Raw genomic sequence first — 12,335 nt, 5'->3', positions numbered from 1 at the left:
GTGTTCACAAATTCCACTGCGTCTCTGCGCAGTTTTTCCCGTTCCAGCATCTTTCATCACCTGCCTCCATTTTACCATTTTACAACGAAAAAGCCCAGCTTTCGCTGGACCTTTTTCGACAGGCTGTACCGCTCTGAAAAGAGCGGCTAAAATCGAACTATCTGACCACGAGATTTACCAGCTTGGAAGGAACATAGATCTCTTTGACCAGCTTCTTCCCATCGATCTCTGCGGAAACTTTCCCATTCGCTTTTGCCTGGGAAAGAGCGTCCTCTTTCGAAATCTCCGCCGGAACCGACAAATGGGCCCGTACCTTTCCGTTTACCTGGACGGCGATCTCGATCGTTTCCTCCGTGCACTTGGCTTCATCGTATTTCGGCCACTCCTGCTGGCAGACCATCCCATCGAATTTCTGATTGGCCCAGACTTCTTCGCAGACATGGGGTGCAAACAGATTGAGCAGCATGGTAAAGACGCGAAGTTCCCCCTTTGTAATGGAGCCTACGGCGGTAATGTCGTTAATCAGCGACATCAGCGCGGCAATCGCCGTATTAAACTTCAGGTTCTCGACATCTTCCCCTACTTTTTTAATGGCCTTGTTAAACGGAACCTCCAATTCCGAGCGGATGCCTTCCCCGTCGCAGACGATGTCCTGAAGATTCCAGAACCGCTCAATAAAGCGGCGGCAACCTTTGATTCCGTTGGTACTCCACGGCGCGGCTTTTTCGAAATCGCCGATAAACATTTCGTAAAGGCGCATGGTATCCGCGCCGTAAGCAATTACAATATCATCCGGATTGACGACATTTCCGCGAGACTTGCTCATTTTTTCGCCGTTTTCGCCGAGAATCATCCCGTGGCTGGTTCGTTTGGCATACGGTTCCGGAGTCGGCACCACACCGATATCATAAAGAAATTTATGCCAGAAGCGGCTGTACAGCACATGAAGCGTCGTATGCTCCATTCCGCCGTTATACCAGTCGACAGGCGTCCAGTATTTCAGGGCGTCGTCTCCCGCCAAAGCATCGTGGTTATGCGCGTCGGTATAGCGCAAAAAATACCAGGAAGAACCTGCCCACTGGGGCATTGTGTCGGTTTCCCTCTTGGCCGGACCGCCGCAGTGCGGGCAGGTGGTATTGACCCAGTCGGTCATATGTGCAAGCGGTGATTCCCCGTTGTCCGTCGGCTCATAGGATTTCACGTTCGGCAGGCAAACCGGCAGCTCACTCTCGGGAACGGCGACATATCCGCACTTCTCGCAGTGAACGATTGGAATCGGTTCTCCCCAGTAACGCTGGCGCGAAAACACCCAGTCGCGCAGTTTAAAGTTGACTTTGGAACGTCCGATGCCCTTCTTCGTCAGAAATCCTATGATCTTTTTCTTTGCCTCTTCGACGGATAACCCGTCAAGAATTCCTGAGTTGACCAGAATTCCGGTTCCGCAGTCCGTAAAGGCTTCTTCCTGTACATTTCCGCCCTGAACGACTTCAATGATGGGAAGATTGAACTTCTTGGCAAATTCCCAGTCGCGGGTATCATGAGCCGGCACGGCCATGATTGCTCCGGTTCCGTAAGAAACCAGGACATAGTCGGAAATAAAAATCGGAATTTCCGTTCCGTTGACCGGATTAATTGCGCGGATTCCGTCAAGACGGACTCCGGTTTTATCTTTTGCAACCTCCGTACGTTCAAAATCTGATTTTTTGGAAGCGGCCTCCTGATAGGCGGTCACTTCGTCCGCGTTCCGGATCGACCCTTTCCATTTTTCCAGAAGGGGATGTTCGGGGGAAATCACCATATATGTTACGCCGTAGAGTGTGTCGGGGCGCGTGGTATATACCGTAAGGCAGTCGCCGGCAGTCGTTTTGAAGTCCACCTCGGCTCCTGTGGAACGGCCGATCCAGTTGATCTGCTGTGACTTCACACGGTCGGGATAATCCACCAGAGCAAGATCGTCAATCAGCCGCTGTGCGTATTCTGTGATTTTCAGCATCCACTGTGATTTTACCTTGCGAACCACTTCGCTGCCGCAGCGTTCACATACGCCGTTGACCACCTCTTCGTTCGCAAGAACGCATTTGCAGGAGGTGCACCAGTTGACGGCCATTTCTTTTTTATAGGCCAGACCGTGCTTGAACAGCTGCAAAAAGATCCACTGTGTCCATTTATAATATTCCGGGTCGGTTGTATTGATCTCGCGCGTCCAGTCGAACGACAGGCCCAGCGATTGAAGCTGTTGTTTGAATCTCGCGATATTCTTCTTGGTAACTTCAGCAGGATGAACATGGTTTTTAATCGCGTAGTTCTCACTGGGCAGCCCAAACGCGTCCCAGCCGATCGGGTACAGGACATTGTAACCCTGCATACGGCGCTTGCGCGCGATAATATCCATCGCGGTATACGATCTTGGATGCCCCACATGAAGCCCCTGACCGGAGGGATACGGAAATTCGATCAGCGTATAGTATTTCGGCTTGTCATGGCTTTCGGATGCATGAAATACCCCGGCTTTCTCCCAGCGGTCCTGCCATTTCTTTTCGATTTGCCTGTGATCATATTTCATTGATTATTCGCCCCTACATTGTATCATTTTCGCGGCCGGACAACAGGCCGCACCGCAAGTCATTCTATCATTTTCGAAAGGTCCACGATTTCTCCGTCCTGCCAGAGCCGGTCCAGATCGTAAAAGTTCCTGGATTCCTCCGTAAACACATGGACCACTACATTCCCATAGTCAAGCAGGACCCAAGAATTTGACCGGTAACCTTCTTTATGCCCGGGGTTCAGCCCGGATTCCCCAAGCTGAAACTCCGTTTCGTCCGCAAGTGATTTCACATGCGTGCTGCTCGTACCGGTCGCAAGAACAAAATAATCCGCAAGAATCGAAACATCTCGGATTCCGATGACTTTGAGATTCTTTGCCTTTTTACTGTCCAATATTTTCGCAGCCTGCACGGCCAGTTCCAGTGACGTCATTCTCAACAACCTTTCTGATTTGTGTCGATGGACAAATTCTGCAATACTGTTTGATTATAAGCCGCAATTGTATCCGGGTGAATCGGTCGTTTGGCATCCGCCAGATCCTTTACCGTAAAAACGATTCCCTCGATCATAGCCTGTTCCAAACTGTTCTTCGCGGCTTGCCGCAACTTATCCACACCGGGGTAATCTCTGTCATCCGAAATAAAATCCGCAATAAACAGAATCTTATCCAGAAGAGTCATATTTTCACGTCCGGTTGTATGGTAACGCACGGCCTGCAGGATTTCAGGGTCGGTTACACCGAGTTCACGGCGGATATATTCCGACGCCAAAATCGCATGCCACAGCTTCGGCGCATTTTTTTCAACATCCGTAAGCCGAATCCCGTACTGCCTCATTTTTTTCTTCTGCTCTTCCTGCGGAAGGTCTTTCATGATATCGTGAAGAATCCCCGCAGTTTCCGCTTTTTTTTCATCCGCGCCGTATCTTTGAGCCAGATGTGCCGCGGCGCGGGCAACGCACACGGAATGCTCGTAGCGCTTGTCCCCAAGAAAACCGCGAATTGCAGATTTATATGATTCCAGATTCATTTTGTTCCTCCGAATACAGATGATGATGATAAATATAATTGGCTACGGCAGTCGGGACGTAATCCAACAAATCTTCACCCCTTCTAACGGCGTCGCGAACCATTGTGGAGGAAATCGGCAAATATTGAATATCGCAGATCATTGTTTTCGCTCCATTCTTAACGACCCTCTCCGCATACGACCGTAGCGCAGAACAACCGCGGCTGCTTCTAGGTGCGGAACACACCGTTGCCAGCGAGTAAATGACCTCCGGCTCGTGCCAGTCGTGCAGGGTCAGAAACATGTCTTCGCCCGTGATAAAAAAAAGCTCCGCGTCCGGATTTTCCCTTTTTACTGCCAGCAGTGTATCAGAAGTATAGCTGGGGCCGATTCTTCTGATCTCCATATCGCTGACTTCAAATCCGTCCGACAGTACTGCCAGTCTGCACATTTCAAGCCGATCCCGCGCAGGTGCAAGATTCGGCGCGATTTTGTGCGGCGGAGTCCCCGTGGGAATCAGCAGCACGCGGTCGGCGCCAATGATCTGTTGAAATCGGCGTACCAAATGCAGGTGGCCGTTGTGGATCGGATTAAAGGTTCCGCCCATGACCGCTATTTTCCGCATTGTTTCACCCGGCATTCCCTTGTTTTTTTATCATATTACTTTTTTCCCTGTTTGGGAAGTGCTATTTTTGGATCCTTTTCATTTCTTCTGTATAAAACAAATCTGGAACCGATTACCTGAACGGATTCGGCCCGAACCAAGCCGGCGATTTGATCCGCCGCTTCTCTGGCGGAAACGGGGGATGTTTCCAGGACTCTGCCCTTGATCAGTTCCCTGGCGGTCAGCGCATCATCCGCCTGCTTGATTAAATCGTCGCCAATGCCGGATTTTCCCACAATTAAAATCGTTTCGATCGGATTGGCCAGCGAGCGCAGATAAGCGCGCTGTTTTCCAGTCAGCATTTTCATTGCTCCTCATATTTTTTCAATTTTTCGGCAAATTCACGCAAGGCGCGTCCCCGGTGGCTGATTTTATCCTTTTCGTCTCCGGACAGCTCCCCGAATGACCGGTCGCCAACCAGAAACAGAGGGTCATACCCAAAGCCGCCGGAGCCTCTTGGGGAAAAGGCAATGGCGCCCCCGCATTCGCCGCGCGCCGTGATTTTGTCACCGTTTGGAAAGACGCAGCAAATTGCGCAGACGAACCGTGCGCTTCTTTTCTCCGCCGGAATATCGCGGAGCGCATGGAGAAGCTTTCGGTTGCAGTCTTCACTGCTTGCCCCTTCTCCGGCATACCGGGCGGAGTAAACGCCCGGCTCTCCGTTCAAAATATCCACCGCAAGCCCTGAGTCATCTGCAACGGCCGGCAAGCCGGTGGCCCTGCACGCCGTATCTGCCTTTAAAAATGCGTTTTCTTCAAATGTGCTGCCGGTTTCTTCCACCTCGTCCAGCTTTGCGGTTATTACCGTCACGGACAGAGGAGATAAAATCCGTTCGAATTCCTTGATCTTATCCGGATTATGCGTCGCTATGATCAGTTTCATTCGTTTCCTCCCGCCTTTCGAACAGCGCCCTTGCAAATTGGTCCGCGTCAAACGTCTGCAAATCGTCCACCTGTTCCCCGACTCCGATAAACTTAACAGGCAGACCTAATTCTTCACGGATGGAGAGAACAACGCCGCCCTTAGGCGTCCCATCCAGCTTGGTCAGAACAATTCCGGTAATCTCGGCGGCCGACTGAAATTCCCGCGCCTGGTTGACGGCGTTCTGTCCGGTGGCCGCGTCGAGGACCAGAAGAACCTCGTGATCCGCGTCCGGAGCCTCTCTCTGGATGACACGGTTGATTTTTGAAAGCTCCTCCATCAGGTTCTTTTTATTGTGAAGCCGCCCGGCCGTGTCGCAGATCACCACATCAGCTCCGCGCGCCTTTGCGGCCGCGATGGAATCAAACACTACGGACGCCGGGTCGCTGCCCTGCGTCTGCTTAACCAGTTCCGCCCCGGAGCGCTGCGCCCAAACTTCAAGCTGTTCGATCGCGGCTGCGCGGAAGGTATCTGCCGCCCCCAGAATCACTTTTTTTCCCTGACTTTCGAGCAGTGCCGCGAGCTTGCCGATCGTTGTTGTTTTCCCTACGCCGTTGACTCCGATCACCAGAATCACGGACGGCTTTGTCCCGATTTTCAGCTCGTCTCCGCCCCGGAGCATATCCGCTACGATGGTGCGCAGCAGATCATAAACGTCGTTTGGGTCTTTGACACCCTGTTCCTTGACTTTTCGGCGCAGCTCTTCACAGACACGGCCGGCGGTCTCGACCCCCACGTCGCCCATAATTAAAAGTTCTTCCAGTTCCTCAAACAGAGATTCGTCTATTTTTGTAAAGGAGTTCAGCATGGCCGAAACGGATGCGCTCATGCTTTCCCTGGTCTTTTTCAGACCGTCCCTGATTTTCGAAAATAATCCCATGGGTCCCCCTTTCGCCCTTAAGGCCTGATTCCCATTTTTGTTTCTATTTCTGAAGCGGGCATTTCCAGCATTTTGGAAACGCCCTCGTCCTGCATGGTTACGCCGTACAGGACGTCGGCTTCCTCCATGCTGCCGCGCCGGTGCGTGATGACAATGAACTGCGTGTTCGCGGTCATCCTGCGGAGATAGGCGGCAAAACGGTCGACGTTCACGTCGTCAAGCGCCGCCTCGATTTCATCCAGCACGCAAAACGGCGGCGGATTTACTTTCATAATCGCAAAATAAAGTGCGATCGCGACCAGCGCCTTTTCGCCGCCGGACAGAGCCTCCAGGTGGGAAACAATCTTACCCGGCGGCTGCACGGAAATTTCAATGCCGGAGCTCAGCACGTCATCCGGCTCACTGAGGGAAAGTCCCGCCTTTCCTCCGGCGAACAGGTCACGGAAGGTTTCCGAAAAATAACGGTTGATCTGTTCAAACCGGCCCGCAAACAGGTCCCTCATTCGCTCGGTCAACCCGCCGATGAGTTTTTTCAGCTCATCTCTGGACTGTTCCACGTCCGCGATCTGCGCTTTCATAAATTCATAACGTTCGGATACTTCCTTATACTCCTCGACTGCGGACAGGTTTACCGTACCAAGCAATTTAATCCGACCCTTCAATTCGCTCAGTCTACGCTGAGCTTCCTTCGGGTCCGACGCGGGTTCCGCTTCCTGTTCCGCTTCTCTGCGGGTCAGTTCGTATTCTTCCCAGAGGTGCGAAATGATTTCGTCGTATTCCTTCTGCAGGCTGATCCGGCGCTCTTCCAAACGAGCAAGCTCATGACCGACTTTTTCTTTTTCCTCTGATTTTTCACGTTCTGCCGCGCGCAGCTCCACCGATTTCTTTTCCAGCTCCATGCGTTCCTGACTGAGTTCTTCTGCTTTTTGGGATGCCTGCACCGATTGAAGCTTTAATTCTTCCGCCTCTTTGCCAAGACTTTCTATTCTGGCGGTCAGTTCGGCCGTGGAGGCTTCGATTGATTTTATTTCATCCGCCAATGCGCCGAGTTTTTCTTTCTGGCCCAGCCTGCGTTCTTCCAATTCCCCTGCGGCTTGTTTCAAGGACTCTGCATCCTTTTGAGCGGAAAGCCTGTCCAACTCGATTTGTTTCAGGGAAGAGGTAAGTTCGTCCAACTGAGCCGTGAGTTCCCTTCGGTTGCCGCCCGCTTTTTCCAGCTCGGCTTTCAGCGCCTCGATAAGGCCGTTTAATTCTTCTGATTTCTGGCGGGCGCCGCGGACGGTTTCTTCCTGTTCTTTCAGGCGCGTCTCGGCCGTCGCCTCTTCCAGGCGTAGGTTTTCGGCGCCCTTTTCCGCGGTCTGCAAATCCGCAAGAATTCTGCGGTGTTCCGCGTCGGCATGGATTTTTTCCTCCTGCGCGGTCGCGAGTTCTCCTTTTGTTGTCGAAAGGGCCGCTTCCTCCGCGGACACCTCCTGCGCTGCCGATTTCAGCGCTTCCGCGGATCGTTCCGCCTTACAGCGAAGCTCCCCGGCCTTTTTTTTCAATGTCTCGATCTCGGCGGCCCTGCTCAGAAGTCCGGAGTTTCTTGCGAGCGAGCCGCCCGTCAGCGAGCCGCCCGCGTTTACAACCTGGCCGTCCAGCGTAACCACGCGGAAACGGTACCCGAATTTTCCGGCGATGGCAACGGCAAAATCCAGATTTTCCGCTACCGCGATTCTGCCCAGAAGAGAATTCAAAATCTCCTGATATTGAGGATCACAGGCACACAATTCGGAAGCAACTCCGACAAATCCAGGGCAGGAAGACAAACCCGATTCCGAAAGGACTCTGCCCCGGATGACGGAAAGCGGAAGGAATGTGGCACGTCCCGAATTTCGTTCTTTCAGCAGGCCGATCGCGCGTTTTGCGTCCTGTTCCGTGCCGACGACGACATTCTGCATGGAAGCGCCGAGCGCCGTTTCAATGGCGACGGAATAATCTTTCGGAACGCGGATCAGTCGGGAAACCGGCCCGTGGATTCCGGTCAGCGCACCGCGCGCGGTTTCTTTCATCACAACCTTCACGCTCTGGGAAAAGCCCTCAAGATTTCGTTCGAGGTCTTCCAGCAGACGGACTCTGCGCAGATGCTCTTCCAAGTCCAGGCGAAGGCTGTCGCTTTGCCTGCGGGAGGCTTCCAACCGGTCTTTTCGGGATTTCAGGCGCATCTCGTGGCCCTGAACGGTGTTGCCGAGCGTTTTGATTCGCTGATTCAGGTTTTCCAGTTTTTGTAGATATTCTTCCTCTTTTTTCCTCAGCGATTCATTTCTGGAGTCTGTTTCCTCCATGTTTTTATGTATTTCATTCAAACGAAGCCGGATTTCCGCGATAGAGGCGGCCGCGGTCATTTCATTCATCTTTACGTCCGTGGCCTGAGCGGAAAGATTTGTCATCTCGCGGGTAAAGCCGTCCATCCTGCCCGCCGTTTCGTTCAGGCTGTTCTTCAGTTGTTCCAGCCGCTCGGAACAGTCGGCAAAATCTGCGTCTCTCGATCTGATGGATTCTGTCTTCTCTGCAATTTGTTTTTTCTTATCCTCTATCATCCGAAGAAGCTCTTCCCCGGAAAGACGGTACTGCTCAATTTCGGACCGGATCCGTTCCTTGTTCTCATTGTTATGTAAAATATCGTTTTTTAAAACGGAGGCATCCGCGTCCTTCTGCGCGGCGTTTTCATCCAATGATGTGCTTTCTCTTCTGGTCTCATCGATTTTGGCAGAGCACTGATTCGAGCGGCTGAAGATCTTTTCCAGTTCCTCATCCAGAGCCAGAATTGCCTGTTCCGCGGCGTCGTGCTGCGTTTTTGCCGCAAGAATTTTATCCTCCTGCTCCCGCAGAGTAAGCGAAGACTGGGTTAATGTTCTCAGCCACAGGCTGATTTCCAGCTTTCTTTTTTCCTCCGCAAGCTTGAGGTACTCCTTTGCTTTTTCCGCCTGTTCCCCCAGCGGACCGACGCGGCTTTCGAGTTCGGCAAGGATGTCGTTGAGGCGGACCAGATTGTCTTCCGCCTGGGACAGGCGCCGTTCCGACTCTTCCCTGCGGTAGCGAAAACGGGAAATTCCGGCGGCTTCTTCAAAAATTTCTCTGCGGTCCTCGCTGCGCGCCGCGACAATGGCGTCGATTTTTCCCTGGCCGATCATGGAATACCCGTCCCGGCCCAGGCCGGTGTCCATAAACAACTCGTTAATATCCTTCAGTCTGACATTTGTCTTGTTGATCAGGTATTCGCTTTCTCCGGAGCGGTAATATCTCCGCGTTACGGAAACACTGTCGGAATCGAAAGGAAGCTGACGTCCGGTGTTGTCGATATTCAGGGTAACCTCGGCAAAGCCGAGCGCCTTACGCGCCGGCGTTCCGCCGAATATGACGTCCTCCATTTTTGTGCAGCGCAAAGAACGGACGGACTGTTCCCCAAGGACCCATCGAACCGCGTCGCTGATATTGCTTTTTCCGCTTCCGTTTGGGCCGACAACCCCTGTGATGCCGTTGTGGAAGGTAAGCGTTGTCCGGTCCGGAAACGTCTTAAATCCCTGAAGTTCCAGCGATTTCAGCAGCAAATCCTTTTCCCTCCATCCAAATCAATTTGAAATTCCCCTTGCTTTAACGATAAATCCCGCTCCACTTTCGCGGAATACCCAAGCGCCGAAAGCGCCTGAAGATTTCTCTTTTTTTGCCCGATCGCAACGGAGACGCCCGTAGGATTGACCCGAATGGTGATGTTCCCCTCCGGCACGTGATTCTCACGAAGGGCGCGTGTGATCCGGTCGAGCATTCGTCTGCTTTCGCAAAGTTCGCGGAAAGCGGGATGCCACGGCCCCGCAAGCATGTCGCGCTCCAATTCGAGAGACGCGTGCAGGCCAAGACGAATTACAGGGATGTGTTTTCCCTCAAAAAGATCCAGCAGATCGGCGCATAAGCCGACCGTTTCTTCCAGACCGGGAGGGCGGTACTTCCCCTCCCGGTACAGTTCGCCGAGTTTTGTCCCTTTCAGAACAATCGTCGGATAGATCCTCACACAATCGGGATTCAGAGTCGCAATCTGCTCCGCGGTCGCGACCGCGCCGGGCAGAGTGTCGCCGTACAGGCCCGTCATCATCTGGAGTCCAAGGGAAAACCCCTGTGAGCGGATCAGGGCGGCCGCAGTTCTTACCTGTTCCGCGGTATGCCCTCTTTCATTCCATTCAAGGACTCTGTCGTCCATGCTCTGCGCGCCAAGCTCGATGGTCGTTACTCCGTATTCCCGCAGAACGGATAGGACCTCACGGTCGATCGCGTCCGGGCGTGTGGAGATCCGGATTCCCGCGAAGGAACCGCTTTTTACATATGGGTACGCCGCTTTCAGAAGAGAGATCATGTAATTGCGTTCCACCCCGGTAAAGCTGCCGCCGAAGAAGGCGATTTCGGCAAACTTCGATTTCGGTCCCAAATCGGACAACGCCGTTTCCACGGCGGAAACAACATCCGCCGCTTTCGGCTGAAAGGCTTTCCCCGTAATCGTTTTCTGACTGCAAAAACTGCATGCATGCGGACAGCCGTTGTTTGGGACAAAAAGAGCTACGTTTGCGTGACGCATCAGTACCCCATCAGTTCCAGCGCCTCGCGCGCCGCCTGCTGCTCCGCCTCTTTTTTGCTTCGGCCCCCGCCTTTGCCGATCACATTATGGTCCAGACGGACCTCGACTGTGAAATGCTTGTCATGATCCGGTCCGCTTTCCCCAGTCAGGACGTATTCCAGCGTTTCCTCAGGGTTTTTCTGTACGATTTCCTGCAGCGACGTTTTATAATCCTTAAAGATTTTCGGCTTTGTCTCCTTTAAGAGAGGCAGAACAAAACGCAGCACAAATTCGCGGCTTTCTTCCATCCCGCCGTCCAGATAAATCGCGGCGGTAATCGATTCAAAAGCATCCGCAAGTATGGAAGAACGGGTTCTTCCGCCTGAGTTCTGTTCTCCCCGGCTTAACAAAAGATATTTTCCCACTCCGAGCTGACGCGAAAACCCGCAGCAGGCCTTTTCACAGACCAGCGCCGCTCTCTTTTTGGTCAGGTCCCCCTCCGGCAGGCGGGGGAAACTCTTATACAGATAATCCGCCACCACCAGCCCGAGAATGGAATCTCCCAAAAACTCCAGTCTCTCATTGCTTCCTCCGGGGACTTTATTTTCATTCGCGTAAGAGGAGTGGGTCAACGCAGTTTTCAGGTAATCCTTGTTTTTAAAATGATATCCGAGCTTTTCTTCCAGTTCGGTCAATCCGTCCGCCCCCAGTCCTTATTTTTATTTTTCGTTCGCTCCGTATTTCGCGATGCTAGTGGCAATTTCATCAACCACATTGCCTTCCACATAGGCTTTCGTCAGCCGCAGAGCATTGTAAACTGTTTTCGCCTTCGCACTGCCATGGGTTTTGAATACGGGCTTTGAGCATCCCATCAGCGGCGCTCCGCCGTATTCGTTGTAATCGAAATTTTGCTTGAGTGCTTTTACATCGCCGAGCACAATGGCGGCGGCCAGCTTGTTTTTCAAGCTGTGCGTGAAAATATCCTTTAACTTCCCCATCAACATCAGCGCGACGCCTTCATAAAGCTTTAAGATAACATTGCCCGTAAACCCGTCCGCCACAATGACGTCTCCGGCGTCGTCCGGGATATCGCGGGCTTCGATGTTGCCGATAAAATTCAGGCCGGAATTTTTCAGCAAAGCAAACGAACTGTGCTGGAGCTCGCCGCCTTTGTGGTCCTCCACACCGATGTTTGCAAGCGCGACGCGGGGTAGTTTTATCCCCATAACCTTTTCCATATAAATGGAGCCCATAATGCCGAACTGCTGCAGCATTTCAGGTTTGCAGTCCACGTTTGCGCCGCTGTCGATGAGCATAAAGCATCCTTTGTTTTTCGGCATAATGGGGGCAAATGCAATCCGGCGCACTCCCTTGATTCGCTTAACAATCAGTGTGGCACCGACAACAAGAGCGCCGCTGTTCCCTCCGGAAACAAAGGCGTCCCCTTTTGCCTGCGCAAGCAGACGAAGCCCCAGGGCCATGGAACAATCCGATTTTGCTTTCATGATATCCCCGGCGGAGTCTTCCATGGTAATGACGTCGGGAGCGTCGCAGATTTCCATCCGTTCGAGCGTTATGCCGTTCTCCTGCGCGACCCTGCGGATTTCCTGTTCGCGGCCGGTCAGAACGATATCGACGTCCAGGCCTTTCACGGCGTCCGCGCATCCCTTGATGATTTCGAGCGGAGCGTTATCGCCGCCAAATGCATCAACGATGATTTTCATATCCAGCAC

General features: G+C 52.8%; 11 protein-coding genes. All 11 read right to left on the bottom strand.

Annotated elements, in window-relative coordinates; all coding sequences use genetic code 11:
* Positions 1 to 157: 157 nt before the first annotated feature.
* Genes leuS through plsX form a run of 11 tightly spaced genes read right to left on the bottom strand, consistent with a single transcriptional unit; the run spans position 158 to position 12,326 of the window.
* Positions 158 to 2,563, bottom strand: a complete 2,406-nt coding sequence (gene leuS, locus ACLQ3M_RS11150) for a leucine--tRNA ligase (protein ID WP_411677756.1) — start codon at positions 2,561 to 2,563, stop codon at positions 158 to 160.
* Positions 2,564 to 2,622: 59 nt separating this feature from the next.
* Positions 2,623 to 2,976: a ribosome silencing factor gene (rsfS, locus tag ACLQ3M_RS11145; protein WP_066650531.1), complete on the bottom strand. Its 354-nt coding sequence runs from the start codon at positions 2,974 to 2,976 to the stop codon at positions 2,623 to 2,625.
* A 2-nt stretch (positions 2,977 to 2,978) separates the two neighbouring features.
* Complete coding sequence (gene yqeK / locus ACLQ3M_RS11140) at positions 2,979 to 3,572, bottom strand: bis(5'-nucleosyl)-tetraphosphatase (symmetrical) YqeK (RefSeq protein ID WP_411677755.1); 594 nt, start codon at positions 3,570 to 3,572, stop codon at positions 2,979 to 2,981.
* A complete protein-coding gene (gene nadD, locus ACLQ3M_RS11135; RefSeq protein WP_411677754.1) occupies positions 3,553 to 4,176 on the bottom strand; it encodes a nicotinate-nucleotide adenylyltransferase in 624 nt (207 codons plus the stop codon). Before nadD ends, yqeK begins: the two co-directional genes overlap by 20 nt.
* A gap of 35 nt (positions 4,177 to 4,211) precedes the next feature.
* Entirely contained in the window at positions 4,212 to 4,517 is a 306-nt protein-coding gene (locus ACLQ3M_RS11130; RefSeq protein WP_411677753.1) for a YhbY family RNA-binding protein, read from the bottom strand.
* Positions 4,518 to 4,519: 2 nt separating this feature from the next.
* A complete protein-coding gene (gene rdgB, locus ACLQ3M_RS11125) occupies positions 4,520 to 5,098 on the bottom strand; it encodes an RdgB/HAM1 family non-canonical purine NTP pyrophosphatase (RefSeq protein WP_411677752.1) in 579 nt (192 codons plus the stop codon).
* On the bottom strand, positions 5,073 to 6,017 hold the full coding sequence (gene ftsY / locus ACLQ3M_RS11120) for a signal recognition particle-docking protein FtsY (protein WP_411677751.1): 945 nt from the start codon (positions 6,015 to 6,017) through the stop codon (positions 5,073 to 5,075). The genes rdgB and ftsY overlap by 26 nt, the downstream gene beginning before the upstream one ends.
* A gap of 17 nt (positions 6,018 to 6,034) precedes the next feature.
* Complete coding sequence (gene smc / locus ACLQ3M_RS11115) at positions 6,035 to 9,607, bottom strand: chromosome segregation protein SMC (RefSeq protein WP_411677750.1); 3,573 nt, start codon at positions 9,605 to 9,607, stop codon at positions 6,035 to 6,037.
* Positions 9,598 to 10,623, bottom strand: coding sequence for an elongator complex protein 3 (locus tag ACLQ3M_RS11110; RefSeq protein WP_411677749.1), 1,026 nt, complete (start codon positions 10,621 to 10,623; stop codon positions 9,598 to 9,600). Before ACLQ3M_RS11110 ends, smc begins: the two co-directional genes overlap by 10 nt.
* A complete protein-coding gene (rnc, locus tag ACLQ3M_RS11105) occupies positions 10,623 to 11,297 on the bottom strand; it encodes a ribonuclease III (RefSeq protein ID WP_411677748.1) in 675 nt (224 codons plus the stop codon). The genes ACLQ3M_RS11110 and rnc overlap by 1 nt, the downstream gene beginning before the upstream one ends.
* A gap of 24 nt (positions 11,298 to 11,321) precedes the next feature.
* Positions 11,322 to 12,326 carry a phosphate acyltransferase PlsX gene (plsX, locus tag ACLQ3M_RS11100; RefSeq protein ID WP_411677747.1) on the bottom strand — a complete coding sequence of 335 codons (1,005 nt, stop codon included), beginning with the start codon at positions 12,324 to 12,326 and terminating at the stop codon, positions 11,322 to 11,324.
* Positions 12,327 to 12,335: the final 9 nt, after the last annotated feature.

The organism is Caproicibacter sp., from assembly GCF_046707225.1.
Taxonomy (GTDB): Bacteria; Bacillota; Clostridia; order Oscillospirales; family Acutalibacteraceae; genus Caproicibacter.
The sequence above is the reverse complement of the archived record's forward strand: the minus strand, read 5'-3'. Positions and strand labels throughout refer to the sequence as shown.